Annotated in this window: 25 protein-coding genes and 1 pseudogene; 7 read left to right on the forward strand and 19 right to left on the reverse strand. The window is 65.8% G+C overall.

Translation table 11 applies throughout. The annotated features are described in order from the left end of the window. Nucleotides 1-30: 30 nt before the first annotated feature. The 4 genes from sdhA to BA022_RS02325 all read right to left on the reverse strand — a co-directional run bounded on the left by sdhA (nucleotide 31) and on the right by BA022_RS02325 (nucleotide 3,632). Complete coding sequence (gene sdhA / locus BA022_RS02310; protein ID WP_011805951.1) at nucleotides 31-1,836, reverse strand: succinate dehydrogenase flavoprotein subunit; 1,806 nt, start codon at nucleotides 1,834-1,836, stop codon at nucleotides 31-33. A 22-nt stretch (nucleotides 1,837-1,858) separates the two neighbouring features. After that, nucleotides 1,859-2,224: a succinate dehydrogenase, hydrophobic membrane anchor protein gene (gene sdhD / locus BA022_RS02315; RefSeq protein ID WP_015913703.1), complete on the reverse strand. Its 366-nt coding sequence runs from the start codon at nucleotides 2,222-2,224 to the stop codon at nucleotides 1,859-1,861. Between the two features lie 47 nt (nucleotides 2,225-2,271). Continuing rightward, nucleotides 2,272-2,706, reverse strand: a complete 435-nt coding sequence (sdhC, locus tag BA022_RS02320) for a succinate dehydrogenase, cytochrome b556 subunit (RefSeq protein ID WP_015913702.1) — start codon at nucleotides 2,704-2,706, stop codon at nucleotides 2,272-2,274. A 137-nt stretch (nucleotides 2,707-2,843) separates the two neighbouring features. Further along, on the reverse strand, nucleotides 2,844-3,632 hold the full coding sequence (locus BA022_RS02325; RefSeq protein WP_088886435.1) for a GntR family transcriptional regulator: 789 nt from the start codon (nucleotides 3,630-3,632) through the stop codon (nucleotides 2,844-2,846). 200 nt (nucleotides 3,633-3,832) lie between these two features. Here BA022_RS02325 and BA022_RS02330 point away from each other — a divergent pair, with 200 nt between their 5' ends. The 5 genes from BA022_RS02330 (at nucleotide 3,833) to acnB (ending at nucleotide 10,001) form a co-directional block, all read left to right on the forward strand. After that, nucleotides 3,833-4,819, forward strand: coding sequence for a malate dehydrogenase (locus BA022_RS02330; protein WP_015913700.1), 987 nt, complete (start codon nucleotides 3,833-3,835; stop codon nucleotides 4,817-4,819). A gap of 12 nt (nucleotides 4,820-4,831) precedes the next feature. Further along, nucleotides 4,832-5,608: a trans-aconitate 2-methyltransferase gene (tam, locus tag BA022_RS02335; RefSeq protein ID WP_088886436.1), complete on the forward strand. Its 777-nt coding sequence runs from the start codon at nucleotides 4,832-4,834 to the stop codon at nucleotides 5,606-5,608. Next, nucleotides 5,605-6,615, forward strand: coding sequence for an HpcH/HpaI aldolase/citrate lyase family protein (locus BA022_RS02340; RefSeq protein WP_088886437.1), 1,011 nt, complete (start codon nucleotides 5,605-5,607; stop codon nucleotides 6,613-6,615). The genes tam and BA022_RS02340 overlap by 4 nt, the downstream gene beginning before the upstream one ends. A 59-nt stretch (nucleotides 6,616-6,674) precedes the next feature. After that, nucleotides 6,675-7,295 carry a hypothetical protein gene (locus tag BA022_RS02345; RefSeq protein WP_011805944.1) on the forward strand — a complete coding sequence of 207 codons (621 nt, stop codon included), beginning with the start codon at nucleotides 6,675-6,677 and terminating at the stop codon, nucleotides 7,293-7,295. A 114-nt stretch (nucleotides 7,296-7,409) separates the two neighbouring features. Beyond that, the gene (gene acnB, locus BA022_RS02350) at nucleotides 7,410-10,001 is read left to right on the forward strand and encodes a bifunctional aconitate hydratase 2/2-methylisocitrate dehydratase (RefSeq protein ID WP_015913697.1); all 2,592 of its coding nucleotides are present in this window, start codon (nucleotides 7,410-7,412) and stop codon (nucleotides 9,999-10,001) included. A gap of 219 nt (nucleotides 10,002-10,220) precedes the next feature. Here acnB and BA022_RS02355 read toward each other — a convergent pair. Continuing rightward, a pseudogene (locus BA022_RS02355) lies at nucleotides 10,221-11,035 on the reverse strand (helix-turn-helix domain-containing protein). A gap of 105 nt (nucleotides 11,036-11,140) precedes the next feature. Between BA022_RS02355 and BA022_RS02360 the strand changes: the two are divergent. Continuing rightward, on the forward strand, nucleotides 11,141-11,572 hold the full coding sequence (locus tag BA022_RS02360) for a hypothetical protein (RefSeq protein WP_088888493.1): 432 nt from the start codon (nucleotides 11,141-11,143) through the stop codon (nucleotides 11,570-11,572). 7 nt (nucleotides 11,573-11,579) lie between these two features. Here the strand turns inward: BA022_RS02360 and BA022_RS02365 are convergent, their stop codons facing one another. The 10 genes from BA022_RS02365 to cyoA all read right to left on the reverse strand — a co-directional run bounded on the left by BA022_RS02365 (nucleotide 11,580) and on the right by cyoA (nucleotide 21,911). Continuing rightward, the gene (locus tag BA022_RS02365; protein WP_088886438.1) at nucleotides 11,580-12,464 is read right to left on the reverse strand and encodes a plasmid replication/partition related protein; all 885 of its coding nucleotides are present in this window, start codon (nucleotides 12,462-12,464) and stop codon (nucleotides 11,580-11,582) included. Between the two features lie 148 nt (nucleotides 12,465-12,612). Then, on the reverse strand, nucleotides 12,613-13,989 hold the full coding sequence (gene trhP / locus BA022_RS02370; protein WP_015913693.1) for a prephenate-dependent tRNA uridine(34) hydroxylase TrhP: 1,377 nt from the start codon (nucleotides 13,987-13,989) through the stop codon (nucleotides 12,613-12,615). A gap of 319 nt (nucleotides 13,990-14,308) precedes the next feature. Continuing rightward, nucleotides 14,309-14,938: a glutathione S-transferase family protein gene (locus tag BA022_RS02375; RefSeq protein ID WP_088888494.1), complete on the reverse strand. Its 630-nt coding sequence runs from the start codon at nucleotides 14,936-14,938 to the stop codon at nucleotides 14,309-14,311. Between the two features lie 126 nt (nucleotides 14,939-15,064). Next, the gene (locus BA022_RS02380; RefSeq protein ID WP_011805937.1) at nucleotides 15,065-15,598 is read right to left on the reverse strand and encodes a response regulator transcription factor; all 534 of its coding nucleotides are present in this window, start codon (nucleotides 15,596-15,598) and stop codon (nucleotides 15,065-15,067) included. Further along, nucleotides 15,588-16,928: an ATP-binding protein gene (locus BA022_RS02385; RefSeq protein WP_088886439.1), complete on the reverse strand. Its 1,341-nt coding sequence runs from the start codon at nucleotides 16,926-16,928 to the stop codon at nucleotides 15,588-15,590. The genes BA022_RS02380 and BA022_RS02385 overlap by 11 nt, the downstream gene beginning before the upstream one ends. Continuing rightward, nucleotides 16,925-17,734 (reverse strand): SURF1 family protein, encoded by an 810-nt coding sequence (locus BA022_RS02390; RefSeq protein WP_088886440.1) that lies wholly within the window; start codon nucleotides 17,732-17,734, stop codon nucleotides 16,925-16,927. The genes BA022_RS02385 and BA022_RS02390 overlap by 4 nt, the downstream gene beginning before the upstream one ends. 11 nt (nucleotides 17,735-17,745) lie before the next feature. Beyond that, on the reverse strand, nucleotides 17,746-18,165 hold the full coding sequence (gene cyoD / locus BA022_RS02395; RefSeq protein WP_015913689.1) for a cytochrome o ubiquinol oxidase subunit IV: 420 nt from the start codon (nucleotides 18,163-18,165) through the stop codon (nucleotides 17,746-17,748). Continuing rightward, nucleotides 18,166-18,801 (reverse strand): cytochrome o ubiquinol oxidase subunit III, encoded by a 636-nt coding sequence (gene cyoC, locus BA022_RS02400; RefSeq protein ID WP_088886441.1) that lies wholly within the window; start codon nucleotides 18,799-18,801, stop codon nucleotides 18,166-18,168. It abuts the gene before it with no gap. Continuing rightward, complete coding sequence (gene cyoB, locus BA022_RS02405; protein ID WP_088886442.1) at nucleotides 18,794-20,800, reverse strand: cytochrome o ubiquinol oxidase subunit I; 2,007 nt, start codon at nucleotides 20,798-20,800, stop codon at nucleotides 18,794-18,796. The genes cyoC and cyoB overlap by 8 nt, the downstream gene beginning before the upstream one ends. Nucleotides 20,801-20,861: 61 nt before the next feature. Continuing rightward, nucleotides 20,862-21,911 (reverse strand): ubiquinol oxidase subunit II, encoded by a 1,050-nt coding sequence (cyoA, locus tag BA022_RS02410; protein WP_088886443.1) that lies wholly within the window; start codon nucleotides 21,909-21,911, stop codon nucleotides 20,862-20,864. 311 nt (nucleotides 21,912-22,222) lie between these two features. Between cyoA and BA022_RS02415 the strand changes: the two genes are divergently transcribed. After that, nucleotides 22,223-23,554, forward strand: a complete 1,332-nt coding sequence (locus BA022_RS02415) for an MFS transporter (RefSeq protein WP_088886444.1) — start codon at nucleotides 22,223-22,225, stop codon at nucleotides 23,552-23,554. 121 nt (nucleotides 23,555-23,675) lie between these two features. Here the strand turns inward: BA022_RS02415 and tolA are convergent, their stop codons facing one another. The 4 genes from tolA to BA022_RS02435 are packed head-to-tail and all read right to left on the reverse strand — an operon-like array spanning nucleotide 23,676 to nucleotide 26,230. After that, nucleotides 23,676-24,647 carry a cell envelope integrity protein TolA gene (tolA, locus tag BA022_RS02420; RefSeq protein WP_011805929.1) on the reverse strand — a complete coding sequence of 324 codons (972 nt, stop codon included), beginning with the start codon at nucleotides 24,645-24,647 and terminating at the stop codon, nucleotides 23,676-23,678. A gap of 21 nt (nucleotides 24,648-24,668) precedes the next feature. Further along, the gene (locus tag BA022_RS02425; protein ID WP_011805928.1) at nucleotides 24,669-25,094 is read right to left on the reverse strand and encodes an ExbD/TolR family protein; all 426 of its coding nucleotides are present in this window, start codon (nucleotides 25,092-25,094) and stop codon (nucleotides 24,669-24,671) included. Nucleotides 25,095-25,106: 12 nt separating this feature from the next. Continuing rightward, nucleotides 25,107-25,808, reverse strand: coding sequence for a protein TolQ (tolQ, locus tag BA022_RS02430; protein ID WP_088886445.1), 702 nt, complete (start codon nucleotides 25,806-25,808; stop codon nucleotides 25,107-25,109). After that, the gene (locus BA022_RS02435; RefSeq protein WP_011805926.1) at nucleotides 25,805-26,230 is read right to left on the reverse strand and encodes a YbgC/FadM family acyl-CoA thioesterase; all 426 of its coding nucleotides are present in this window, start codon (nucleotides 26,228-26,230) and stop codon (nucleotides 25,805-25,807) included. Before BA022_RS02435 ends, tolQ begins: the two co-directional genes overlap by 4 nt. Between the last annotated feature and the right edge of the window lie 5 nt (nucleotides 26,231-26,235).

A 26,235-nucleotide genomic window follows, 5' to 3' on the forward strand; every position in this document is an offset into this window, starting at 1 on the left:
GGGTTGTTTCTCTCGTGGGCGGCGGCTGTCTTAGAACGTGCGGACCTTCGGAGGAATGCTGTCCACCGTCAGGGGCTTCATGTTCACGGGCTTGTAGCTCAGGCTGTTGCTGGCGCTGTGCCACAGCGTGTGCTTGAGCCACTCCTTGTCATTGCGGCCCAACGGGAAGTCGGGATGGTCGGCAGGGTGCTCGTAGTCGTCCACGGTGTGTGCGCCACGGCACTCCTGGCGGGCCGCGGCCGAGGTCATCGTGGCCTGGGCGACCTCGATCAGGTTGTCCACTTCCAGCGCTTCCATGCGTGCGGTGTTCCAGACCTTGGACTTGTCCTTCAGGGTCACGGTGCCCACGCGCTCGCGGATGGCGTTGATCTTGACCACGCCTTCGTCCATGCCCTTTTGCGTGCGGAACACGCCGGCGTGCTGCTGCATGGTCTGGCGGATGTCGTTGGCCAGGTCCTGGGCGTAGACGCCGTCCTTGGATTCTTCCAACTGGTTCAGGCGCGCCAGGGTGCGGTCGCTGCCGTCGGCCGGCACGGCCTTGTGCTCGCCGTAGCCCCCAACGAATTGCACGATGTGCTTGCCGGCCGACTTGCCGAACACCAACAGGTCGAGCAGCGAGTTCGTGCCCAGGCGGTTGGCGCCGTGCACCGACACCGCGGCGCATTCGCCGACGGCGTACAGGCCATTGACCACGTTGTTCTTCTCGCCGTCCCAGGTGACGACCTGGCCGTGGATATTGGTCGGAATGCCGCCCATCTGGTAGTGGATGGTGGGCACGACGGGGATCGGTTCCTTGGTGATGTCCACGTTGGCGAAGTTGTGGCCGATCTCTTCCACAGACGGCAGGCGCTTGCGGATGGTGTCAGCGCCCAGGTGGTCGAGCTTCATCAGGATGTAGTCCTTGTTGGGACCGCAGCCACGGCCTTCCTTGATCTCCTGGTCCATCGAGCGGGACACGAAGTCGCGCGGTGCCAGGTCCTTCAAGGTGGGCGCGTAACGCTCCATGAAACGCTCGCCATTGCTGTTCAGCAGGATGGCACCTTCGCCGCGGCAGCCTTCGGTCAGCAGCACGCCCGCGCCGGCCACGCCGGTGGGGTGGAACTGCCAGAACTCCAGGTCCTGCAGCGGGATGCCCGCGCGTGCGGCCATGCCCAGGCCGTCGCCGGTGTTGATGAAGGCGTTGGTCGATGCCGCAAAGATGCGGCCAGCGCCGCCTGTGGCCAGCAGCACGGCCTTGGCGTGCAGTTCGTACAGGTCGCCGGTTTCCAGTTCCAGCGCGGTTACGCCGACCACGTCGCCCTCAGCGTCGCGGATCAGGTCCAGCGCCATCCATTCCACGAAGAAGTTGGTCTTGGATTCGACGTTCTTCTGGTACAGCGTGTGCAGCATGGCGTGGCCGGTACGGTCGGCCGCGGCGCAGGCGCGCTGCACGGGCTTCTCACCGTAGTTGGCCGTGTGGCCGCCGAAGGGGCGCTGGTAGATGGTGCCGTCGGGGTTGCGGTCGAACGGCATGCCGAAATGCTCGAGCTCGATCACCACCTTGGGTGCTTCGCGGCACATGAACTCGACGGCGTCCTGGTCGGACAGCCAGTCGCCGCCCTTGATGGTGTCGTAGAAATGGTAGTGCCAGTTGTCTTCGCTCATGTTGCCCAGCGATGCGGACACGCCGCCTTGCGCTGCCACGGTGTGCGAGCGGGTGGGGAAGACCTTGGACAGGCAGGCCACGTTCAGGCCTGCGCGGGACAGTTCCAGCGAGGCGCGCATGCCCGAGCCGCCGGCACCGACGATGACCACGTCGAACTTGCGCTTGGTGATGTTGGCTTTGGTGTAGCTCATTGTTTTCTTTCAGTCGCGGGAATCAGAGACGCCACAGAACCTGGATACCCCAGCCGGTGCAGGCCACCAGCCAGACGATGGTGAAGACTTGCAGCGTCAGACGCAGGCCTGCCGGCTTTATGTAGTCCATCCACACGTTGCGCACGCCTACCCAGGCGTGCCAGGCCAGCGCCACGATGACGGACAGGGTCAGAACCTTCATCCACTGGCTGGAGAAGATGCCGGCCCACAGGTCGTAGCCGATGGGGCCCTTGCTGAAGATGACGCAGGCCAGCAGCACCAGGGTGAACAAAGCCATCAAGACGGCGGTGGCGCGCTGCACCAGCCAGTCGCGCACGCCATAGTGGGCACCCACGACGGTGCGCTTGGAGCCGTAATTCACGGACATGGAAATTCCTTTTTTATGTGAAAAAGTGATCTGCGCAGGTGCGCCGATCAGTACAGGCCGAAGAGCTTGGCGCCCAGAATCGCGGTCAGGCCGAAGCTTGCGACCAGCGTGACGGCAGCAGAGCTCTTGCCAAATTCCTTCGTGACGGCGGCATGGTTCATGTCCATCAGCAGGTGGCGCAGGCCGGCGATGAAGTGGTGCAGATAGCCCCAGATCAGGCCCAGGGTCAGCAGCTTGATGAGCCAGCCAGGCGCGAAGCCCAGGCCCGACGAGAAGGCAGAGGTGAACTTGCCGAAGGAGATTTCCGACGACACCGAGGTATCGAACATCCAGATCACCAGAGGCAGCAGCAGGAACATGATCATGCCGCTGATGCGGTGCATGCCAGAAACCAGCGCGGCCAGCGGCCACCGGTAGCTGGGCAGGTCGCGAAACGCGTGGATGTTGCGGTATTCAGGCCGTTGCTTGGCAAGTTCTGTCATGGCGTGTGTGCTTTCGTGGATGTAACTGCGTTGTAATTGCGCGGATGCAAACAACCCAAAATTCTATTGCAATGCATTACGGGAAGCTTGCGGAGACTGCGTATTTTCCCTGGTTGCATTCGTGGTCGGGCAGTGGATCAGCTCAGTTCATTGTGATAGTGATGTGTGTCAGTCCGGTACAGCCCGCGCCGTAACTCCATGGGAACATCGTTATAGGTGTAAGCGAGGCGCTCCACGCTGAGCAGTGGTGTGGCGACGGGGATATTCAGCCATTGAGCCTGCGTTTCATCGGGAAACACAGCGCGGATCTTTTCTTCGGCGCGCACCATGCGCACGCCAAAATCCAGCTCGAACATGGCATAGGTGGGCCCCTGGTAGTGGGCCATCTGCTCCGCGGTCAGGCCCTTGAAGGCCTGCCCTGGCAGCCAGATGTCCTCCAGGATGGTGGGTACGCCCACAAACGACAGGATGCGCTTGACCTGCACCACCACATCTCCGGTCCGCAGCGCCAGCGTGCGTGCGATCTCCGCACTGGCGCGCATGCGCCGGCACTCCAGGATGGTGCGCTGCGCCGGGCCTTCCACGCGGGCGTCCCCCGTGTCAGGCAGCAGTTTCAGGAAGCGGTACTGCACCTGCCGCTCTGCGTGGGTGGCCACGAAGGTGCCTTTGCCCTGGCGGCGCATCACGAGGTTTTCGGCTGCCAGCTCGTCGATGGCCTTGCGCACCGTGCCCTGGCTCACGCGAAAGCGCGCAGCCAGTTCCATTTCGCTGGGGATGGCTTCACCGGGCTTCCATTCACCATGCTGCAGGCTGTGCAGGATGAGCCCCTTGATCTGCTGGTACAGGGGGCTGAATGCGGGAGTCGATGCCCCAGCACCCGCGCCTGGGGGCGTGCCTTCTGTGGTCGGAGGGAGCGAGGAGGACATGGTGGGCTGTGCCGGGGGCGGAGCATGCCGCTGAATTGAGGGCGATCATATCTTATATAAGACATAAGACAAATTGACCCTGCGCAGTAATCGGCGGTAAACTCCTGGGCTGTTCTGCGGGGCACGGGCTGCTGATGACTGGCGCTGGTGCGACCTTGCACCAACACCACCTCCCTCACACCTCTTTCTGGAGTTTTCGCATGAGCAAGAAACCCGTTCGTGTCGCCGTGACCGGCGCTGCAGGCCAAATCGGTTACGCGCTGCTGTTCCGCATCGCTTCCGGCGAAATGCTGGGCAAGGACCAGCCCGTCATCCTGCAACTGCTGGAAATTCCCGACGAGAAGGCCCAGAACGCGCTCAAGGGCGTGATCATGGAATTGGAAGACTGCGCGTTCCCGCTGTTGGCTGGCATCGAAGCCCACTCGGACCCCATGACCGCCTTCAAGGATACCGACTACGCCCTGCTGGTCGGCGCCCGTCCGCGCGGCCCCGGCATGGAGCGTGCCGACCTGCTGGCTGCCAATGCCCAGATCTTCACGGCCCAGGGCAAGGCCCTGAACGCCGTGGCCTCGCGCAACGTGAAGGTGCTGGTGGTGGGCAACCCCGCCAATACCAACGCCTACATCGCCATGAAGTCGGCCCCCGACCTGCCGGCCAAGAATTTCACGGCCATGCTGCGCCTGGACCACAACCGTGCAGCTTCCCAACTGGCGGCCAAGGGTGGCTTCAAGGTGGGCGACATCAAGAAGCTGACGGTGTGGGGCAACCATTCGCCCACGATGTACGCCGACTACCGTTTCGCCACGGTGGACGGCAAGTCCGTGAAGGACGCCATCAACGACCAGGCCTGGAACAAGGATGTGTTCCTGCCCACCGTCGGCAAGCGCGGCGCAGCCATCATCGCCGCTCGTGGCCTGTCCTCGGCTGCTTCTGCCGCCAACGCCGCCATTGACCACATGCGCGACTGGGCCCTGGGTTCCAAGGGCGAGTGGGTGACGATGGGTGTGCCCTCCAACGGCGAATACGGCATTCCCGCCGGTATCGTGTTCGGCTTCCCGGTCACCACCGAGAACGGCGAGTACAAGATTGTCGAAGGCCTGGCCATCGACGCCTTCTCGCAAGAGTGCATCGACAAGACCCTGGCCGAGCTGCAAGGCGAGCAGGACGGCGTCAAGCACCTGCTGTAATCGCGCCTCTCCATGCACGACTGGGATCCCGCGCTCTACCAGCGCTTCGAGAGCGAGCGCACGCGCCCGGCTGTCGAGTTGCTGGCGCGGGTCTCCCATCCCGCACCCCGCCACATCGTGGACTTGGGCTGCGGGAATGGCAATTCCACGCAATTGCTGCTGGAGCGGTTCCCGCAGTCGCAACTCATCGGCCTGGACAACTCCGAAGCGATGCTGGCCAGTGCGCGCAAGCGTCTGCCCGGTGTGCCCTTCATGCAGGCCGACATTGCCGACTGGGCGCCCACCGTGGCGCCCGATTTGATTTTTGCCAACGCCTCCCTGCAGTGGGTGGCGGGGCATGCCTGGCTGTTCGCCCGGCTGATGCGCTGCCTGGCACCCGGTGGTGTCCTGGCGGTGCAGATGCCCGACAACCTGGACCAGCCGTCGCACCAGCTCATGCGCGAGTTGGCGAGCCAGTCTGCGTGGCGTGATCAGCTGGTGCATGCCGCGGACCAGCGTGCGGCGCTGTTGTCGGTGGAGGCTTATTACGACCTTCTCGCGCCCATGGCCTGCCGGGTCGATATCTGGCACACCGCGTACCGCCATGTCATGCCTTCGGTCCAGGCCATCGTCGAGTGGCTGGAGTCCACAGGCCTGAAACCCTTCCTTGATCCTCTCTCCGCCGTGTTGCGGGATGCGTATCTGCAAGCCTACACGCAGCGCATTGGCGAGGCCTATACCGAGCGCGCGGACGGCCATCGGCTGTTTGCGTTTCCCCGTTTGTTCATCGTTGCCCAGCGTGCCCCATGACCTCGTCCGCTGCCCATCCCGCTGAAGTCCTGCTGGGCGCTCAGGCGGGCGCCCATGCGATTCCCGTGTGCGACCACTACAGCGGCGTGGAAGTGCGCATGCGCAAGAGCCTGCAACTGCAGCAGGAGCTGCTTGCCGAGTTTGGCCATTGCGTGTTTGACGTGACGCTCGACTGCGAGGACGGCGCGCCCGTGGGGCAAGAGCGCGAGCACGCCATGCTGGTGGCACGCCTGGCGCGCGAAGCCGGGGCCGGCGCGCGTGTGGCGGCACGTGTGCACACGGTTGACCACCCCGCCTTCGCGCAGGACATGGCCATCATCGCCGGTGAGGCGGGGCAGCGCCTGTGCCACATCATGCTGCCCAAGGTGGAAACCGTGGACGAAGTGCTCGCGGCAGAGCGAGCGCTGGAGGCCGCAGGCGCCAGCCATCTGCCGCTGCACGCCCTTATCGAGTCCCCCGCTGCCGTGCACCGGGCCTTCGAGATCGCCGCGCACCCGCGCATCCAGAGCCTCAGCTTCGGCCTGATGGACTTCGTTTCCGCCCATGGCGGTGCGATTCCCGCCTCGGGCATGACGTCCACCGGGCAGTTCGAGCATCCGCTCGTCGTGCGTGCCAAGCTGGAGATCTCCGCCGCCTGCCATGCCAATGGCAAGGTGCCATCGCACTGCGTGGTCACTGAATTCAGCGATCCCGACGCCATGCAGGCCGCGGCCGGCAGGGCCGCGCGCCAGTTCGGCTACACGCGCATGTGGAGCATCCACCCCGCGCAGATCCGGCCCATCCTGGCGGCTTTCGCACCGGAAGGTGCGGAAATCGCGCGGGCCAGCCGCATCATTTCTGCCGCCATCCAGGCTGACTGGGCTCCCATCAGCGAGGAGGGCGTACTGCACGACCGCGCAAGCTACCGCTATTTCTGGCAGGTGCTCGAGCGTGCACACCAGACCGGCCGCATGCTGCCCGCCGAGGCGCAGGGCTGGTTTGCCAAGGCTGAGACCACGTTCACCTGATACGGGTATTCTTGTCGCCCCATCTGCCTTCCATTCATTCTTTCCCCGCAGGAGTCACCATGAAGACCCTCATCGCTTCCGCATTGATACTGTTGGCGCCCGCCCTCACCACGGCGCAGACGGCGACCAAGCCCGCCGCCCCCGCCGAGGCCAAGAAGAGCAGCGCCAAGCCTGCGGCGAAGAGTACCTCCGCCAAGGCGACCAAGCCCAAGGCCGAGAAGAAGAGCGACACCGTCGCCAAGGCGTCGCCCACCAGCAGCCGCACGCGCCTGCACAGCGGTGCCGTGCAGGTGGCGTCGGGCCTGGCCGCAGCCGAGGCGGCGCTCACTCCCGAAGAACTGCAGATCGCCGAGCGCGTGTACACGGGCCGCATGGCGTGCGAACTGGGCGCGTTCGTGAGCATCGAGGCCGATACGCAGTCGCCCGGGCGCTTCCATGTGGAAGGCAAGGGCTTCAAGTACCACATGGCCCCGGTGGCCACCACCACCGGCGCGGTGCGCCTGGAAGACCAGCGCGCGGGTGCCGTGTGGGTGCAGATCGCCAACAAATCCATGCTCATGAACCAGAAGCTGGGCCAGCGCATGGCTGACGAATGCATGAGCCCGCAGCAGGTGGTGGTGGCCGAGGCCATCAAGAAGAACCCGCCGCAAAGCCTGCTGGACAACCCGGCCGCCAAGTAAACCTAAAGCCGCCTGCCGGCGGGGCCACGCAGTGCACGCCTGCCGTGTGCGCTACTGTGGCCGGCCGGTTGTCGCCCCACTTTGAAAACCTAGACTATCCCGGAGAAAGAAGACATGTTGAAAGCCTACCGCGACCATGTGGCCGAGCGCGCTGCATTGGGCATCCCGCCGCTGCCGCTCGATGCCAAGCAGACGGCCGAACTGATCGAGCTGATCAAGAACCCGCCCGCTGGCGAGGAGGCTTTCCTGGTGGACCTGCTGACCCACCGCGTGCCGCCAGGGGTGGACGACGCTGCCAAGGTCAAGGCGTCCTTCCTCGCGGCCGTCGCCCATGGCGACATCACGGTCGGCCTGATTTCCAAGGCCAAGGCCACCGAGCTGCTGGGCACTATGGTGGGTGGCTACAACGTGCACCCGCTGATCGAGCTGCTGGACGACGCCGAAGTCGCTTCCGTGGCTGCCGAAGCGTTGAAGAAGACGCTGCTGATGTTCGACTTCTTCAACGACGTGGCCGCCAAGGCCAAGGCCGGCAACGCCAAGGCCCAGGAAGTCATGCAAAGCTGGGCCAATGCCGAGTGGTTCACCAGCCGCCCCAAGGTCGAGCAAAAGATCACCGTCACCGTGTTCAAGGTGCCCGGCGAGACCAACACCGACGACCTGTCGCCCGCGCCTGACGCCTGGAGCCGCCCCGACATCCCGCTGCACTACCTGGCGATGCTGAAGAACACGCGCCCCGACGCAGCCTTCAAGCCCGAGGAAGACGGCAAGCGCGGCCCGATGCAGTTCATCGAGGACCTGAAGAAGAAGGGCCATCTGGTCGCCTACGTGGGTGACGTGGTGGGTACCGGCTCGTCGCGCAAGTCCGCCACCAACTCCATCATCTGGGGCACGGGCGTGGACATTCCCTTCGTGCCCAACAAGCGCTTTGGTGGCGTGACGCTGGGCGGCAAGATCGCTCCCATCTTCTTCAACACGCAGGAAGACTCCGGCGCTCTGCCGATCGAAGTGGACGTTTCCAAGCTGGAGATGGGCGACGTAATCGATGTGCTGCCCTACGACGGCAAGATCGTGAAGAACGGCGAGACCGTGGCCGAGTTCGCGCTCAAGTCCGACGTGCTGCTGGACGAGGTGCAGGCCGGCGGCCGCATCAACCTGATCATCGGCCGCTCGCTCACCGCCAAGGCGCGTGAGTTCCTGGGCCTGCCCGCCTCGACCGCGTTCCGCCTGCCCCAGGCACCTGCGGCGTCCAATGCCGGTTTCACACTGGCCCAGAAGATGGTCGGCCGCGCCTGCGGCCTGCCCGAAGGCCAGGGCATCCGCCCGGGCACGTACTGTGAGCCCAAGATGACCACCGTGGGTAGCCAGGACACCACCGGCCCCATGACGCGTGACGAACTGAAGGACCTGGCCTGCCTGGGCTTCTCGGCCGATCTGGTGATGCAGTCCTTCTGCCACACCGCTGCCTACCCCAAGCCCGTGGACGTGAAGACGCACCGCGAACTGCCGGCCTTCATCAGCAACCGCGGCGGCGTGGCTCTGCGCCCCGGCGACGGCGTGATCCACAGCTGGCTCAACCGCCTGCTGCTGCCTGACACCGTGGGCACCGGCGGTGACTCGCACACCCGCTTCCCCATCGGCATTTCCTTCCCCGCAGGCTCGGGCCTCGTGGCTTTCGGCGCCGCCACCGGCGTGATGCCGCTGGACATGCCCGAGTCGGTGCTGGTGCGCTTCAAGGGTGAGATGCAGCCCGGCGTGACGCTGCGCGACCTGGTGCACGCGATCCCGCTGTACGCCATCAAGGCGGGCCTGCTGACCGTGGCCAAGGCCGGCAAGAAGAACATCTTCTCGGGCAAGATCCTCGAAATCGAGGGCCTGCCGGACCTGAAGGTGGAGCAAGCCTTCGAGCTGTCCGACGCCTCGGCCGAGCGTTCCGCCGCCGGCTGCACGATCAAGCTCAACCCCGAGCCGATCAAGGAGTACCTGCGCTCCAACATCGTGCTGATGAAGAACATGATCGCCGATGGTTACCAGGACGCGAAGACGCTGCAGCGCCGCATCGAGAAGGTGGAAGCCTGGCTCGCCAAGCCCGACCTGCTCGAAGCCGACAAGGACGCCGAATACGCCGCCGTGATCGAGATCGATCTGGCCGACATCAAGGAGCCCATCGTCTGCTGCCCGAACGATCCGGACGATGCCAAGTTCCTGTCCGAAGTGGCCGGCACCAAGATCGACGAGGCCTTCATCGGCTCGTGCATGACCAATATCGGCCACTTCCGCGCAGCGGCCAAGCTGCTGGGCGGCCAGCGCGACATTCCGGTCAAGCTGTGGGTGGCTCCGCCCACCAAGATGGACCAGAACGAGCTGATCAAGGAAGGCCACTACGCTGCCTTCGGCACGGCCGGCGCGCGCACCGAAATGCCCGGCTGCTCGCTGTGCATGGGCAACCAGGCGCAGGTGCGCGAGGGTGCGACGGTCATCTCGACCAGCACCCGCAACTTCCCCAACCGCCTGGGCAAGAACACTAACGTGTTCCTGGGCTCGGCCGAGCTGGCCGCCATCGCCTCGCGCCTGGGCAAGCTGCCCACCAAGGAGGAATACCTCCAGGAAATGGGCGTGATCGATGCCGACAAGGCCAGCGTGTACCGCTACATGAACTTCGACCAGATCGAGGAGTATGCAGAGGTCGCCAAGGGCGTGACGGCCTGATCGCCGGCTGAGGCCCGGGCCGCGGCGCGGCCCCTCCCGTCAACCCCCGCAGGGCGCATGCCTGGCGGGGGTTTTCTTTTGCTCATTAATTGATAGCTGCTAGCGCTTGCTGGTGCTGCGCTAGCGGTCAATTTCACTTAAATACTCGCGCCCCGTGTGCCGCGCGTCGGGGGATGTCGCACGCCGAGACCGTGGTCACGATCCGGGAGACGGTGCCGTTCAGGCCGCGGCCAGCGCGCGCAGTGCGGCGGCGCTGGCGTCGTCGGCGGGGAAGAACGTTTCCAGCGCCAGCTCCTGCAGCGTCACGTCGACGGGCGAGCCGAACACCGTGGTGGTGCTCACCAGCTGGAGCGTGCCGGCCGGCGTGCGGAACTCGAACGGCATGAGCACGCCCAGGTGCTCGCCCGGCAGCGGCGGGCTGGCAGGCGGCAAAGGGTAGGCCTGCAGTTCCTGCAGCAGGGCGGCCAGCACCGGGTCGCTGCTCTCGTGGATCTGCTGGCGCAACCGCTCCAGCAGGTGCGCGCGCCATTGCTCCAGGTTGGCGATGCGCGGTGCCAGGCCCCCGGGTGCAGGCTGAGGCGCAGCACGTTCACGGGCGGCTGCAGCAGCTCGGCGTCCACGCCGGACAGCAGCAGGGGCACGATGCGGTTGGCCATGAGCAGGTTCCAGTGCCGGTCCATCGCCAGCGCCGGCCAGGGTTCGTGGCAGTCCAGGATGCGCTGCACCGCCGCGCGCGCATCGGCCATCTCGGGCGCATCGAGCGGGCGTTCGCGGTACATCGGGGCATAGCCCGCGGCCACCAGCAGCGCGTTGCGCTCGCGCAGGGGCACGTCCAGGCGATGGGCCAGGCGCAGCACCATGTCGCGGCTGGGGCTGGCGCGGCCCGTTTCCACGCAGCTCAGGTGGCGCGTAGACACCTCGGCCGCGTGTGCCAGGTCCAGTTGGCTCAACCGCCGGTGCTGGCGCCAGTGGCGCAGGCGTTCTCCAAAAGGCGCGGGTGTCGATAGGGCGGGAGCATGGTGCATGGCCTGCATGGTAGGGCCGGCCGCGCGGCGTGGGCATGACCTGCCAGGTCATGGACGCGCAGCCGCCGCGTGCCGACGATGCAGGCCATGTTCAACCCCTCAGGAGATCACACCATGGCCTTCATCGATGCTTTCACGTCCTCCGGCGGCCTGCGCCGCGTGCTCTGGGCCGATGCCGCCGCAGGCGCCGGCATGGCGGCGCTGCACCTGGCGGCGGCAGCGCCGCTGGCTGAATGGCTGGGCATGTCGCCCCGGTTGCTGTTGGCCAGCGGCTGGCTGCTGCTGCCTTTCGTGCTGCTGGCCGGGTCGCTGGCCCTGCGGCGCGAGGCAGCCGGCGGTGCGCTGGCGCTGCTGGTGGCGGGCAATTTCCTGTGGGTGCTGGCCAGCGCAGTGGTGCTGTGGGGCACGACGTGGGTGACCGGCGGCTGGGGCCAGGCCTATGTGGCCGTGCAGGCGGTGGCCGTGCTGGCCCTGGCGGAACTGCAGTGGATGGCGCTGCGCCGCGCACACGTGGCGGTGCAGGGCGTGCGCGCGGCAGTCTCCTGACGGGCGCTCAGCCCTGCTCGGCCAGCAGGTCTTGCAGGGCCTTGACCTGTTGGCGCAGGCGCTCGTTTTCGGCCTCCAGTTCCGCCACGCGCTGCTGCAGCTTTGCGGCGTCGGGGGCGGCCGTCGATTCCGGCACGGCGGTACCGTCTGCCTCCGTTGCGGCGACGTCGGCCTTTGGTTTTTTCTTGCCGTCGCGCACGCGCTTGGCGGCCTGCTTGAGTTCCTGCGCGCCGCCGGCCGCGGCGCTCTTTTGCTCGTCCACCGGCAGGGTGGCCACCACGGCTGCGGCGTTCAAGGACAGTTCGCCCGACTTGACGGCAGCCACCACTTCCGGCGCTGCGTTCTGGTGGATGGTCTCGATGGCCTTGACCTGGGCGGCCGTCAGGCGGGCGGCGCGGGCCAGGGCCTCGCGCGTGTCCAGCGCGTCTTCGGGCACCTTGGGCACGCTGGCCAGCGCCTGGGCGACGACCGGGTCGGTGTCACCCTCCCAGGGGGCCTGCTCGGGTGCCTGGGCGGCCTCGGCCTTGGCAGCCACCACGGCGGCAGCGGCCGCGGCGCGGCGCTCGGCAATGATCTCGCGTTTGCGCAGTGCCAGCACGCCCCGCTGGAACTCCGATACGCTGCGCCGCCCCAGGTGCTGGTCGATCATCCACAGGTGCACGTCCTCCATGTTCTGAAAGCGGGTGTTCTGCACCGTCTGGAAGGGCAGGCCGTGCTTATGGCAGATGCCGAAGCGGTTGTGGCCGTCCACGAGGATGTTGCCCCACAGCACCAGCGCGTCGCGGCAGCCCTCTGCGAGGATGCTGCGCTCCAGCGCGTCGTGCTCTTCGGGCGTGAGCGGGTCGATGTAGGCCTTGAGTTCGGGCAGGACGACGATGTCTTCAGGATTCATGGGTTCTTGGTATGGGGCGGGGCAAGAAATGGGCAAAGGCCCCGCCGGGGCCTTTGCAAAAAGAGGAGCTGCGCGCGCTTGATGGCTGGGCGTTTCGGTATCAAATCTACCTGAAACGCCCTGTGGACGGGCGCTGCCAGCTATGGTTTCAGGAAGGCTGCAGCAGCCGCGCGATGAGCGCGCCTTCCACCGGGCCGTCGATCGGGATGCGCACACGCAGCGGATTGCCCGGCGCCACCTGCACGCTTTCGCCGTCCAGGTTGAACATCTGCGTGAGCTGCACCGTGCGGTTGCCGCTGGGGTGGATCACCTCCAGCGTGTCGCCCACGGCGAAGCGGTTCATGGTCTCGACCTCGGCCATGCCGTCGGCGTAGCCGCGCACCTGGCCGACGAAGTGGGCGCGCTGCAGCACGCTGTTGCCGGTCTCGTAGTTCTGGTAGTCGTTGGCCGGGCGGCGCTCCAGCAGGCCGCCGGTGTAGCCGCGGTTGGCCAGGCCTTCCAGCTCGGTGATCAGGTGCGGGTTGAACGGGCGGCCCGCCACCGCGTCATCGATCGCGCGGCGGTACACCTGGGCGGTACGCGCCACGTAGTACAGGCTCTTGGTGCGGCCCTCGATCTTGAGCGAATCCACGCCGATCTTCACCAGGCGCTCCACATGCTCCACGGCGCGCAGGTCCTTGGAGTTCATGATGTAGGTGCCGTGCTCATCCTCCATGATGGGCATGAGCTCGCCGGGGCGGCCGATCTCCTCGATCAGGTAGACCTGGTCGGCCTTGGGGTGGCGTTGGCCGCTACCGCAGGTGCTGGTGAACTGGCTGTCGGCTTCCTCGCGCGCCTGTTCGAAGTTGAAACCCTGCTCCATGGACGTGGCCAGCGCTTCGCCGGTGTTGGGGTCCACCGCCGCGTCGTGGGTCTTGTATTCCCAGCGGCAGGCGTTGGTGCAGGTGCCCTGGTTGGGGTCGCGCCGGTTGAAATAGCCGCTGAGCAGGCAGCGGCCCGAGTAGGCAATGCACAGCGCGCCGTGCACGAAGACCTCGATCTCCATGTCAGGGCATTCCTGGCGGATCTTCTCGATCTCGTCCAGGCTCAGTTCGCGCGAGAGGATGATGCGCGACACGCCGGCTTTCTGCCAGAACTTCACCGTGGCGTAGTTGGTGGTATTGGCCTGCACCGAGAGGTGGATCTCGGTCTCGGGCCACTTTTCCTTCACCATCATGATCAGGCCGGGGTCGGCCATGATGAAGGCGTCGGGCTTGCACTCGATGACAGGCTCGATGTCGCGCAGGTAGGTGCGCACCTTGTCGTTGTGCGCGATCAGGTTGCTGGTGACGAAAAACTTCTTGCCCCGCGCGTGCGCCTCCTGGATGCCCTGGGCGATCTGCTCCAGGCGGAACTCGTTGTTGCGCGCACGCAGGCTGTAGCGCGGCTGGCCGGCGTAGATGGCGTCGGCGCCGAAGTCGTACGCCGCACGCATCTTGTCGAGCGAGCCGGCGGGCAGCAGCAGTTCGGGGGCTTTGAGGGTCATAGCCTGCAATTTTCGCTGATGTGCGGGGTGAGGGTGGGGCGCGTGGGTAATGACCGGGTTGGGGTCTTTGGGGCGGTTGCTTTGCGTTGTCGGCGGTGGCAGTTGGAAGAATTAGGAGGGGTGTGTGACGTAGGGTCGAGAGGCTGGGGCGAGAGCGGACTGCTCACTGGTGGCGGAGTTTGGCCCCCAGCGGCTTGTGCCGGACGCGAATCCGACGCCACGAACCGTGGCTCGACGCCGCGTGCGCCCGGCCTTCCCTTGGATGCCATGAACAGGTATATCCAAGACGAGGGCCTGTTCACATCCGTGCCAACAGGCCCTAGCTTCGTGGCATCGCCTCGAGATCGCTCGGGGCGGCGGCGCGGAAGGCGGGCAGCGCTTCACAGTGTTCGGCCAGTGAGATCAGCGCGGCGTGGGCGGACGGTGACAGCACTTCATCCATCCGGTCCTGCATGTACCAGATCAGCGTGGTGATCATGACATCGGCATGGGTGAGTGCCGCCCCGCAGGCATACGGTGTGGCAAGGCGTTTGGTCAGTTCGTCGAGACCAGCGCGTGCCTGGCCAAGGCAGCGATCCAGCCAGACGGCGCTGCGGTGTTCGGGGGGGTGAAAGTGCCTCTCGTACACCACAGCCGCGACCTTTTCGAGGGTGCCTTGCGCCAGTGCCGTCATCTGGAGAACGCGCCGGCGTTGGGTGCCGGAGCGGGGGATCAGCGCCGCGTCGCCTGCCTGCTCATCGAGATGATCCAGGATGGATGCGCTGTCGATCAGCACTTCGCCATCGTCGAGGACGAGGGCCGGGATGCGGGTCAGCGGGCTGATCCTACCGATTGCTGCCGCATCGCCAAAGATGGATCGCGTGTCGCGGGTGAAGGGGATGCCGTAGTGATGCAGCGCGATGGCGACACGGCGCGTGACGGGGCTGTCATATTGGCCGACGAGGATCATGGGCAGGTCTTCCATCTCAAACAACGCGCTTCAAGCATCCTGAATGTGTACGGCGACAGCCTCCCCATCAGCCGCCCTTCGTAAAGGCAGGCTCTGGCCGATGACAGGCCATGTGCGCTCAAGGCGCTAAACCCGCCGCTTGTCCAGCTTGCGCGTGAGCGTGCGGCGGTGCATTCCTAGCCGCCGTGCGGCTTCGGAGATGTTGAAGCCCGTCTCGGCCAGCACTTCGTGGATGCGCTCCCACTCCAGCGTCTTGATGGAGCTGGCGCGGTTGGTCAGTTCCACGTCGGCATTGCCTTCGGTAAGGCCGAAGGCGGCCTCGATATCGTCGGTGTTCGATGGCTTGGCCAGGTAGTGGCAGGCACCCAGCTTTACGGCCTCGACGGCGGTGGCAATGCTGGCGTAGCCCGTGAGCACGACGATGAGCATGTCCGGGTTGGCCGCGTGCAATGCCCGAACGCAGGCCAGGCCTGTGGCCTCGCCCTTGAGCTTGAGGTCCACGACGGCATAGTCGGGCGTGTGCCCGGCCAGCAGTGCTTCGGCCTGTGCCAGGCTGTCGGCGTGCAGCACGCGGTAGCCGCGCCGCTCGAACGAACGGGCCAGCGTGCGCGCGAAGGCCTCGTCGTCTTCCACAATGAGCAGCAAGCGTTCAGCGTCCATGGTGCGTGGGTGTCTCCTGCAACGCAATCGCGGCCAGCGGCAGCGTGATCGTGACCTGGGCGCCGCCGCCCGGAAGGTTGCGTGCCTGCACGGTGCCCCCCAGGGTGCGCGCCACGTTCATTGCCAGGAACAGGCCCAGCCCGCCGCCGGGGCGGCCCTTGCTGGACTGGTAGGGCTTGCCGAACTGCGACAGCATGGCCGGCGCGAAGCCGGGGCCATTGTCTGTGACGGTAATGCGCAGCAGGTCTTGATCACGCTCGGCCACCAGGCCGACCCGGTGGGGCGATGCGTCGCGGGCATTGTCCAACACATTGAAAACCATTTGCTGCAGCGTGACATCGGACACCATGGGGGTGTCCTGGCCGAAGCGGTTGTCATAAGTGAATTCGTCAACCGAGCGCGTGGCCTGCCACTCGCTGGCGAGCGTGTCCAGGAACTGGCACACGGTGGTCTGCGCCGATGCCTCGCCGCGCGTCTCGCCGGCGGACATCAGGATGCCGCTGACGATGGTCTTGCAGCGCTGCACCTGCGCCTGCATCTCGGCCACGTCTTCCTGCAGCGCGGCGTTGGCGGCCAATGCAGGATCACGCTTCCAGTCCCCCAGGATCACCGCCATGGTGGCCAGCGGCGTGCCTAGCTCATGGGCAGCGCCTGAAGCCAGCAGCCCCATGCGCACCACGTGCTCTTCCTCGGCGGCGCGTTGGCGTATGGCGGCCAGACGCGCGTCCCGCTGGCGCAGGTTCTGGCCGATGCGGCTGATGAAGATCACCACCAGCGCCGCGTTGAGCATGAAGCACACCAGCAGGCCCAGCACGTAGGGGCTGCCCAGCCCGCGCGCGAAGTCGGGCGCCAGTTGCAATGGCACGCTGTAATGCGCCAGCAGCGCAAAGCAGGCCGCGGTGACGAGCACCATGGTCCAGATGTAGGCGCTGCGCAGCAGCGCCGCGCCCAGCGCCACTTGCAGCAGGTACAAGAAGACGAATGGGTTGCGAATACCCCCGCTCAGATACAGCTGCACGGTGAGCACGGCCACGTCCACCAGCAGCGCCAGGAACAGCTCCACATTGCGCACGCCGCGGCCGGTGCGCCAGCGCACGAAGCTCACCGCGTTGTAGAGCACCAGGCAACCTACGACCATGAGCATCTCGCGCAGGGGCAGGGGAAGTTGCAGCACGTAGTGCGCCACCTCGATGGTGAACACCTGGCCCACCACGGCGATCCAGCGCAACTGGATGAGCTGGTGCAGGTTTTTCAGCCCGGCCGCGGCATCGGCCGAGCGCGCCTTCAGGGCGGGCGGGGAGGAGGGGGTGGAGTTTGCGGATGCGGTCATCGGGAGCGCAAGGTGGCACGCAGGCGAAGCTCGTAGCGTGCCACATACGCAGCCGCTGCCGCCACCATGGCGGCCAGCCCAAACCAGGTGATGGCATACACCAGGTGGCTGTTGTGGAAGCGAACCACCGTCAGTCCCGGGCGGGGCCAGGGACCGGCGGTGGTGGAAATCTCGGCATCCATCGGCGCTGGGGCGTTCGCGTCGGGAATGCCCGCGTCGATGAAAAACGGGGCCGCAGCGTCCAGGCCTTGGGCCTGGGCGATGGCCGCCACGTCGCGCGAATGCCAGCGCTGCGCCCCGGGGTCGTTGCGGCGCAGGAAGCCGCCTCCGGGCTCGCTCATGCGCAACAGGCCCTGCAGCTGTACGGTTTCGCCTTCCTGCATGCCGGGGCCGCCAGCGGCCCACTGGGCGCGCTGCGCCTGGGGGATGAAGCCGCGGTTGACGAGCACCTGGCCGCCGCCGTCCAGCTGCAGCGGGGTCATGACCCAGAAACCCGCGCCGAGCGCCGTGGTGGCCTGGGTGAGTACGGTTTTGCTGGCCAGCCAGTGACCCTCAGCCTGCACAGGCTGGTATTCAAAGCCAGCCGCATCCACGCCAGGCCACTGCGCCCGCGCGGGCAGCGGCGCGGGCGCGGCGTGCAGATGCTGCTCTACGCGTTCCATCAGGGCCAGCTTCCAGGTGCGCCGCTCCACCTGCCACCAGCCGAGGGCACAGAACACAACGAACAAGGCGATGCCCGCCAGAGCGAGCACCGCCATCGTCAGGTTGGAGTGCGCGCGGGTGCGCTGCGGCTCCGGGGCGTGCATGGTCGGAGCGGTCAAGGCGCCTTCGGCTGGTGTGCCTCGCTGCCCTGGTGCTGAGCGGCCATGGGGTTGGCGTGCGCGGGCATCATGTTGGCATTCATGTGGAACATGACCCACAGCGTACCGATGATGGTCACTGCCAGGAACACGATGGTGAAGATGGTGGACAGCATCGTCCAGCCGCCCTGGATCTTGCCGTTCATGTGCAGGAAGTACACCATGTGCACCACCACCTGGACCATGGCGAAGATGCCCAGCACCAGCACGGCGGTGGTGCGGTTCTGGATCACGTCGGCCATGACCAGCCAGAACGGGATCACGGTGAGGATCACGGCGAGGATGAAGCCCTTGACGTAGTCCCCCTTGGTGACGTGCAGGTCGTCATGGTCGTGGCCATGGTCGTCGTGGCCGGCGTGAATTTCGTGTGCGCTCATTTACAGCACCCCCATCAGGTACACAAAGGTGAAGACGCCGATCCAGACCACGTCCAGGAAGTGCCAGAACATGGACAGGCAGTTCAGGCGGCGCTTGTTTTCATGGATCAGGCCGTGCTTGCTGATCTGAATCATCAATGTCACCAGCCAGATCAGGCCGAAGGTCACGTGCAGTCCGTGCGTGCCCACCAGCGTGAAGAAGGCCGACAGGAACGCGCTGCGCTGGGGTGTGGCTCCCTGGTGGATCATGTGCGCGAACTCATACAGTTCCACACCCAGGAAGGCCAGGCCCAGCAGGCCGGTGACGGCCAGCCAGGCCAGCGTGCCGCGCGCGTTGCCCGCCTGCTTTTGCAGCATGGCAAAGCCGAAGGTGATGGACGACGTCAGCAGGAAGGCCGTGTTGATGGCCACCAACGACAAGTCAAACAGCTGCGCGCCCGTGGGGCCCGCGGCGTAGCTGCGGCCCAGCACGCCGTACGTGGCGAACAGCGCTGCGAAGATGAGACAGTCGCTCATCAGGTAGAGCCAGAAGCCCAGGGACGTGCCGTTCTCGGGGTGGGGCTCATGCGCGAGGTGGTACTCGCGCGGTGCCAGGGCGGCGGTGCCGCCCGCTTGGAGGGTGTGCGTATTAGACATGGGCTGCGGCAAGCTGCTTGGTGCGTGCGTCTTCCGTGGCGGCCACTTCGGCTGCCGGAATGTAGTAGTCACGCTTGTAGTTGAAGGTGTGGATGATCGAGGCCAGCACGGTCGCGGCGAACGAGGCGATCGCCAGCGGCCACATGTGCCAGATCATGGCGAAACCGAACACGGTGGACAGCGCGGCGATCACCACGCCAGCGCCAGTGTTGGCGGGCATGTGGACGGGTTGGAAGCCGGTCAGCGGGCGCTTGTAGCCGTGCTTCTTCATGTCCCACCAGGCGTCGATCTCGTGCGCCACGGGCGTGAAGGCGAAGTTGTACTGCGGCGGGGGCGAGGAGGTGGCCCACTCCAGCGTGCGGCCGTCCCAGGGGTCGCCGGTCACGTCGCGCAGCTGGTCGCGCTTAAGGTAGCTCACGAACAGCTGGATGAAGAAGCAGGCGATGCCCGCCGCGATCAGGCATACGCCCACCGCGGAGATGATGAACCAGATGTGCAGCGAAGCGTCTTCCACATGGTTGACGCGGCGCGTGATGCCCATCAGGCCCAGGATGTACAGCGGCGTGAACGTGACCCAGAAGCCAGTCAGCCAGAACCAGAACGATGCCTTGCCCCAGGACTCGATCAGGCGGAAACCGAAGGCCTTGGGGAACCAGAAGTTGATGGCAGCGAACACGGCGAACACCACGCCGCCGATGATCACGTTGTGGAAGTGCGCGACCAGGAACAGGCTGTTGTGCAGCACGAAGTCGGCCGGGGGCACGGCCAGCAGCACGCCAGTCATGCCGCCGATGGCGAAGGTGCACATGAAGCCCACCGTCCACAGCATGGGCACGCTGAAGCGGATGCGGCCCTTGTACATGGTGAACAGCCAGTTGAAGATCTTGGCGCCCGTCGGGATCGAGATGATCATCGTCGTGATGCCGAAGAAGGTGTTCACCGTGGCGCCCGAGCCCATGGTGAAGAAGTGGTGCAGCCACACCAGGTACGACAGGATGGTGATACACACCGTGGCGTACACCATGGAGGTGTAGCCGAACAGGCGCTTGCGCGAGAACGTGGCGACGACCTCGGAGAACACGCCGAAGGCCGGCAGCACCAGGATGTAGACCTCGGGGTGACCCCAGATCCAGATCAGGTTCACGTACAGCATGGAGTTGCCCCCCAGGTCGTTCGTGAAGAAGTTGGTGCCGATATAGCGGTCCAGCGACATCAGCACCAGCGCTGCCGTCAGCACGGGGAACGAGGCGACGATCAGCGCGTTGGTGCACAGCGCGGTCCAGGTGAACACGGGCATCTTCATCAGGTTCATGCCCGGCGCGCGCATCTTGATGATGGTGACGATCAGGTTGATGCCCGACAAGGTGGTGCCCACCCCCGCAATCTGCAGGCCCCAGATGTAATAGTCGAGACCCACGCCAGGGTCCTGCGCCCCGAGGTTGGACAGCGCCAGCCAGCCGGAGGTGGAGAACTCGCCCAGGAACAGCGAGATCATCACCAGCACGGCGCCGCCGGTGGTCATCCAGAAGCTGAAGTTGTTCAGGAAGGGGAACGACACGTCGCGCGCGCCGATCTGCAGCGGCACGAGGTAGTTCATCAGGCCCGTGACGAAGGGCATGGCCACGAAGAAGATCATGATCACGCCGTGGGCCGTGAAGATCTGGTCGTAGTGGTGCGGCGGCAGGTAGCCCATGCTCTCGCCCACAGCCATGGCCTGCTGCAAGCGCATCATCACCGCGTCGGCGAAGCCGCGCAGGAACATGACCAGGCCCAGGATCATGTACATGATGCCGATCTTCTTGTGGTCGATGGAGCAGATCCAGTCGCGCCACAGCGGGCCCCACAGACGGAACTTGGTGAGGCCGGCCAGCATCACGATGCCACCCAGGACCACCGCGATGAAGGTCCACAGCACGATGGGCTCGTGCGCCATCGGGATCGAGTCCCAGGTGATGCGGCCCAACAGCCAGTGGGCTGGGGTAGTTTGTTCAGACAACATATCGAATCTCTTGGCTAATGGGCCCGGCGCCGGCTTGGCGCCCGCGTCGGGTCCGTCAAATTCACTGTTGGGTGGGGGCCTCGGGGAGGGCTAAGCCCGGCTGCAGCGCGGCCAGGATCTGTGGCGCGTTGCCGGCGGTGCATACGTCCTGTGGCAGCGTTAGACCGTTGGCTTTGACGAAGGCTTCGCCGCCGAGCGCGTCGATGGCCATCATGTCGTGCATGCACATCTGGCCGTCTTCCACGCAGCGGTTGAGCACCTTGCCGTACAGGCCGTCTTCCACGGTGGAAAAGCGCTGCACGGGGTCGCGCTGGCTGGGCTTGGCCAGTTGCAGGTAGGTGGTCTTGTCCAGGGGCTTGCCTTCGGTCTTGGCCTTGTCCACCCACTGGGCGAACTCGGCATCGCTCAGGCCGTGGAACTTGAAGGTCATGCCGGAGAAGCCGGGGCCGCTGTAGTGCGAGGCGAGGCCATGGAACACGCCGGGCTTGTTGATGATGGCGTTCAGCTCGGTCTGCATGCCAGGCATGGCGTAGATCATGCCGGCCAGGTCGGGCACGTAGAACGCGTTCATGGTGGATGTGGCGGTGAGCTTGAACAGGATCGGGCGGTCCACAGGCGCGGCCACCTCGTTCACCGTGGCAATGCCCTGCTCGGGGTAGAAGAACAGCCACTTCCAGTCCATGGCGACCACCTGCACTTCCAGCGGTTTGATGTCGGCGGCCAGCGCGCGCTGGGCGTCGATGCGGTCCAGGGGGCGGTAGGGGTCCAGCTTGTGGGTAGCGATCCAGGTCAGCGCGCCCAGGGCAATGATGATCATCAGCGGCACGCTCCAGATCACCAGCTCCAGCGAGGTGGAGTGGTGCCAGTCGGGGTCGTACTCGGCGTCGGTGTTGCCCTGGCGGTACTTCCAGGCGAACAGCAGCGTCAGCAGGATCACCGGCACGATGACGATCAGCATCAGCACCGTGGCAGTCACCACCAGGTTGCCCTGCTGGGCTGCGATATCACCCGCCGGGTTCAATACAACGGCCTTGCTGCAACCAGCCAGGCTGGCTGCGGCCAAAGCCGCGGCGAGCCAGGTGGGCCCGCGGAGTTTCTTCAGTTGGAGCATTGCTAGGCGTGTCAAAAAGCGTGCACGGCCTTGCGTCGCGCGGGCGGGCGCGGCGCTAGGTGTAAACGCGAATTACTGGACGGAGATGAATGTAATACGCCTAGCGCATTTGTCGATTGGACATTTTGTCCAGGGTCAAACTTATGGCGTGATGGCAGGCCGTATGCGGCCTGCGGGCGCGACCATGGCGGCGCGGATGGCCGACTGGGCGTGAGGGTTTTCCCGCGCGGGACCTCAGTGTAAGCGTACTTGTTGACCGCGGGGCTTGCGTGTAGAACGGAGCTGTGTCTGCAAAGCCAAGGAGTACGGTCATGAGTAGCGGTTCCGTCGCATACCCCGTTTACGGCCCCGAGAGCGCGGCATCGCTGTCGCGCGCGCACACCGACGAAGACGTCACCCCGGGCGAGATCGCCGTGGGCGTGATCATCGGGCGCGCGTCGGAGTATTTCGACTTCTTCGTATTCGGGATCGCTTGCGTGCTGGTCTTCCCGTCGCTGTTGTTCCCCTTCATGTCGCGGCTGGACGGCACGCTCATGGCCTTTGCCATCTTTGCCATCGCCTTCATCGCCCGGCCGCTGGGCACCGCCATCTCCATGGCCGTGCAGCGGCGCTGGGGGCGCGGCACCAAGCTGACGCTGGCGCTGTTCCTGCTGGGCGGCTGTACGGTGAGCATGGCCTTCCTGCCCAGTTACCACGTGGCGGGGCTGGCAGCCGCCGGGGCGCTGGCGGTGCTGCGCTTCGGCCAGGGGCTGGCGCTGGGCGGCTCCTGGGACGGGCTACCGTCGCTGCTGGCGATGGCGGCACCGCCGGAGCGCCGCGGCTGGTATTCCATGGTGGGGCAACTGGGCGCGCCCGTAGGGTTTGCATTGGCCGCCGGGTTGTTCGCCTACCTGTACGGCAGCCTCTCCAGCGAAGAATTCCTGGCCTGGGGCTGGCGCTACCCGTTCTGCGTGGCCTTTGCGATCAACGTGGTGGCGCTGTTTGCGCGGCTGCGCCTGGTGGTGGGGCAGTCCTATGCCGAATTGCTGCAAGAGAAGGAACTGGAGCCCGTGGGCGTGGCCCGCGTGATGCGCGAAGAGGGGAGCAATGTGGTGCTGGGCGCCTTTGCGGCACTCGCTAGCTTCGCACTCTTTCACGTGGTGACGGTGTTCCCGCTGTCGTGGTTCGCCCTGTTCTCCGACCGCTCCATGGCCGAGGTGCTGTGCGTGCAGATCGCCGGCGCATTCCTGGCCATCGGCGCGGTGGTGGTGTCGGGGCGGTTGGCCGACCGCATGGGCCGGCGCAACCTGTTGGGCTCCATGGCCGTGCTGATTGGCCTGTTCAGCCTGGCCACGCCCTGGCTGCTGGGCGGTGGCGCGGTGGGCGGCACGGTGTTCCTGCTGCTGGGCTTCGTGCTGCTGGGCCTGTCGTACGGCCAGGCATCGGGCACGGTGACGGCCAACTTCTCCACCCAGCACCGCTACACCGGGGCGGCACTGTCGTCCGACCTGGCCTGGCTGATCGGCGCGGCCTTCGCGCCGTTGGTGGCCTTGGGGCTGTCGGCACGTTTCGGGCTGGGGGCGGTGACGCTGTATCTGCTGTCGGGCGTGGTCTGCACACTCGGCGCGTTGCGTATCAATCGCCTCATCGAGCAGCGCAGCTGAGTTCGACTGGCTGTCGGCTGTTATCGAAAATGATAGCTGCCGGCGCTTGACTCAAATAGGTTTCACAGTGTTTTCAATGTGAAACCGTTGAGGGACAAGCGCAGGCAGCTCTCTTTTTGCTTCAGTCGCGCGGGCGGAAGCCGATCACCAAGGACGACGGCACGCGGCCGTCCACGTCGCGTGGCAGGGTTTCCGTGCGGTGCAGCGCACGAATCACCGCGTCGTCCCACGCCTTGTTGCCGCTGGACTGGGTGATGCGCGCGCCGACGATGGTACCGTCCGGAGCGGCGCGCACCTCGACCTCGGCGCGCGGGTTGCCCGAGATGGTGTCGGGATAGACGATGTTGGGGCGTACCTTGGCGGCCACCTTGCCACCGTAGCTGCCCGAGGGGCCGGAGCTGCGCTGCGCGGTGCCCGTGGCGGTCTCGCCGCCCGTGGCGCCTGCCAGCCCCTGCATGCGGCGCAGGTTCTCCTGGCGGCGCGCCTCGGCCTCTTTGGCTTCACGGGCTTCCTCGGCCTTGCGACGCTTGTCCTCGGCCAGCTTCTTCTGTTTGTCCTGCTCGGCCTTGGCGGCCTTCTCCTTCTCGGCCTTTTCGCGTTCGGCTTTCTCGCGCTCGGCCTTTTGCTGCGCCAGCAGGCGTTCCTTCTTCTCCTGCTCCAGCCGCTCGCGGCGCTCTTCTTCCTTGCGCTCGCGTTCGCGCTTCTCGCGCTCCAGTTGCTGTTCGCGCTTTTTCTTTTCTTCTTCCAGGCGCTTCTTCTGCTGCTGCAGGGCGATATCGGCCTCGCGCGTGTCGGCTTGCTCCGGACGCGGTGGTGGCGGTGGAGGCGGCGGTGCGGGCGCGGGCTCTGGTGCGGGGGTAGGGGCCGGAGCAGGGGGTGGGGGCGGCTCCACGGCGCGCGGCGCCGCTTGCTGGGGGACGGCAGACCAGAGTTCGGCCTCCACCGCCGGTTGGTCGGAACTGCTCTTCCAGTTCACGCCCCAGGTCAGCGCGCCGATCAGCGCGGCATGGGCGAGTACCGCCAGGGCGATGGCCCGCATGCGTCCGGGCGGGCGGGGCGGGGCAAACTGGTCGCGGTCGTTCGTGGCGTGCATTAGATCGTGTGAAAGTTCTCGTCAGCCGCCGCTCTTCACCGCCAGGGCGACGCGTGCCACGCCCGCCTGTTGCAGCGCAGACATGGCCTTCATCACCGCGTCGTACGACACGTTCTTGTCGGCGCTGATGAGCACGGGTGTGTCCTCTGGCTGGTCCTTGAGCCAGTTCTTGGCAGTGGCGCCCAGGTTCTGCAGCGGCACGGTGCGTTCGTTGCCGTCGGCCTTGAAGCGGATGCTGCCGTCCTTGTCGACGATGACGTCCGCGCGCGTCTTGGGCACCTTGGCGCCTTTGCCCACGGAAGGCACGTTCACCGAACTGGGCGTGAGCATGGGCGCGGTCACCATGAAGATGATGAGCAGCACCAGCATCACGTCGATGAACGGCACCATGTTGATCTCGTTCATGGAGCGGCGGCGGGTGCCGCTGCGTGAGGCCATGGCAGGCATATCAGGCTTCCTTTAGTGGCCCGAGGGCGATCCAGGCTGGGCGCCCAGGTTGCGCTGCAGGATGTTGGAGAACTCCTCGATGAAGGTCTCCTGGTGCGTCGCCACGCGGTCGATGTCGCGTGCGAAGCGGTTGTACGCAATCACGGCGGGAATGGCGGCGAACAGGCCGATGGCGGTGGCCACCAGCGCTTCGGCGATGCCGGGCGCCACCGTGGCGAGCGTTACCTGCTCCATGCCGGCGAAGCCGGTGAAGGCGTGCATGATCCCCCAGACGGTGCCGAACAGGCCCACATAGGGCGACACCGAGGCCACCGAGCCAAGGAACGAGAGGCTGGACTCGATCACGTCCATCTCGCGCTGGAAGCTCGCGCGCATGGCGCGGCGCGCGCCGTCCAGCAGTGTGCCGGGGTCGCTGATGCGGCGTTCCCGCAGCTTTTGGTATTCGCGCATGCCGCTGGCGAAGATGCGCTCCATCGGGCCCGCGCTCTTGGCGTTGTGCGTGGCGCTGGCGTACAGGTCATTCAGGCTGGTGCCCGACCAGAAGTCGCGCTCAAAGTCTTCGTTCAGAGCCTTCACGCGCTTGAGCGCGAACAGCTTGCGGAAGATGGCGGCCCAGCTGGCCACGGAAACCGCGAGCAGCAGCAGCATCACCAGCTGCACCACCCAGCTGGCATTGAGCACCAGGCTCAAGATGGACATGTCTTGGGAATTCATGATGAGGAGAGTCGTTCCAAAAGGGACCCCGGAATGCGTGCAGGGCGCATGGTGGCGGCATCCACCCAGCCAATGCGGATGGTGCCTTCGCACAGCAGTGCGGGGGGAGAGTCGGGGATCATCTGCTCTGGTTTCAAGAGCGCCTGCTGCTCGATTGTGAGCGAAGCGCGGCCCCCTTCGCGCAGGCTGGCGGTAACAATCAGTTCATCGTCCAGGCGGGCGGGGCGCAGGTAGCGCAGGCGTGCGTCGGTTACGACAAACATGCCGCCCGTGAGTTCCCGCAATCGTTGCTGGCCCAGGTCCCGCGAGCGCAGCCACTCGGTGCGCGCGCGCTCGAAGAACTTGAGATAGTTGGCATAGAACACGATGCCGCCGGCATCGGTGTCTTCCCAGTAAATGCGAACGGGCCACTCGAAAGCCATGCTGG

This window comes from Diaphorobacter nitroreducens (assembly GCF_002214645.1).
Taxonomy (GTDB): Bacteria; Pseudomonadota; Gammaproteobacteria; order Burkholderiales; family Burkholderiaceae_C; genus Diaphorobacter; species Diaphorobacter nitroreducens.

What these genes read in the sequence shown, in the direction of transcription:
- sdhA (WP_011805951.1), bottom strand. Translation starts at nt 1,836, where the DNA reads ATGAGCTACACCAAAGCCAACATCACCAAGCGCAAGTTCGACGTGGTC.
- sdhD (WP_015913703.1), bottom strand. Translation starts at nt 2,224, where the DNA reads ATGTCCGTGAATTACGGCTCCAAGCGCACCGTCGTGGGTGCCCACTAT.
- sdhC (WP_015913702.1), bottom strand. Translation starts at nt 2,706, where the DNA reads ATGACAGAACTTGCCAAGCAACGGCCTGAATACCGCAACATCCACGCG.
- BA022_RS02325 (WP_088886435.1), bottom strand. Translation starts at nt 3,632, where the DNA reads ATGTCCTCCTCGCTCCCTCCGACCACAGAAGGCACGCCCCCAGGCGCG.
- BA022_RS02330 (WP_015913700.1), top strand. Translation starts at nt 3,833, where the DNA reads ATGAGCAAGAAACCCGTTCGTGTCGCCGTGACCGGCGCTGCAGGCCAA.
- tam (WP_088886436.1), top strand. Translation starts at nt 4,832, where the DNA reads ATGCACGACTGGGATCCCGCGCTCTACCAGCGCTTCGAGAGCGAGCGC.
- BA022_RS02340 (WP_088886437.1), top strand. Translation starts at nt 5,605, where the DNA reads ATGACCTCGTCCGCTGCCCATCCCGCTGAAGTCCTGCTGGGCGCTCAG.
- BA022_RS02345 (WP_011805944.1), top strand. Translation starts at nt 6,675, where the DNA reads ATGAAGACCCTCATCGCTTCCGCATTGATACTGTTGGCGCCCGCCCTC.
- acnB (WP_015913697.1), top strand. Translation starts at nt 7,410, where the DNA reads ATGTTGAAAGCCTACCGCGACCATGTGGCCGAGCGCGCTGCATTGGGC.
- BA022_RS02360 (WP_088888493.1), top strand. Translation starts at nt 11,141, where the DNA reads ATGGCCTTCATCGATGCTTTCACGTCCTCCGGCGGCCTGCGCCGCGTG.
- BA022_RS02365 (WP_088886438.1), bottom strand. Translation starts at nt 12,464, where the DNA reads ATGAATCCTGAAGACATCGTCGTCCTGCCCGAACTCAAGGCCTACATC.
- trhP (WP_015913693.1), bottom strand. Translation starts at nt 13,989, where the DNA reads ATGACCCTCAAAGCCCCCGAACTGCTGCTGCCCGCCGGCTCGCTCGAC.
- BA022_RS02375 (WP_088888494.1), bottom strand. Translation starts at nt 14,938, where the DNA reads ATGATCCTCGTCGGCCAATATGACAGCCCCGTCACGCGCCGTGTCGCC.
- BA022_RS02380 (WP_011805937.1), bottom strand. Translation starts at nt 15,598, where the DNA reads ATGGACGCTGAACGCTTGCTGCTCATTGTGGAAGACGACGAGGCCTTC.
- BA022_RS02385 (WP_088886439.1), bottom strand. Translation starts at nt 16,928, where the DNA reads ATGACCGCATCCGCAAACTCCACCCCCTCCTCCCCGCCCGCCCTGAAG.
- BA022_RS02390 (WP_088886440.1), bottom strand. Translation starts at nt 17,734, where the DNA reads ATGCACGCCCCGGAGCCGCAGCGCACCCGCGCGCACTCCAACCTGACG.
- cyoD (WP_015913689.1), bottom strand. Translation starts at nt 18,165, where the DNA reads ATGAGCGCACACGAAATTCACGCCGGCCACGACGACCATGGCCACGAC.
- cyoC (WP_088886441.1), bottom strand. Translation starts at nt 18,801, where the DNA reads ATGTCTAATACGCACACCCTCCAAGCGGGCGGCACCGCCGCCCTGGCA.
- cyoB (WP_088886442.1), bottom strand. Translation starts at nt 20,800, where the DNA reads ATGTTGTCTGAACAAACTACCCCAGCCCACTGGCTGTTGGGCCGCATC.
- cyoA (WP_088886443.1), bottom strand. Translation starts at nt 21,911, where the DNA reads ATGCTCCAACTGAAGAAACTCCGCGGGCCCACCTGGCTCGCCGCGGCT.
- BA022_RS02415 (WP_088886444.1), top strand. Translation starts at nt 22,223, where the DNA reads ATGAGTAGCGGTTCCGTCGCATACCCCGTTTACGGCCCCGAGAGCGCG.
- tolA (WP_011805929.1), bottom strand. Translation starts at nt 24,647, where the DNA reads ATGCACGCCACGAACGACCGCGACCAGTTTGCCCCGCCCCGCCCGCCC.
- BA022_RS02425 (WP_011805928.1), bottom strand. Translation starts at nt 25,094, where the DNA reads ATGCCTGCCATGGCCTCACGCAGCGGCACCCGCCGCCGCTCCATGAAC.
- tolQ (WP_088886445.1), bottom strand. Translation starts at nt 25,808, where the DNA reads ATGAATTCCCAAGACATGTCCATCTTGAGCCTGGTGCTCAATGCCAGC.
- BA022_RS02435 (WP_011805926.1), bottom strand. Translation starts at nt 26,230, where the DNA reads ATGGCTTTCGAGTGGCCCGTTCGCATTTACTGGGAAGACACCGATGCC.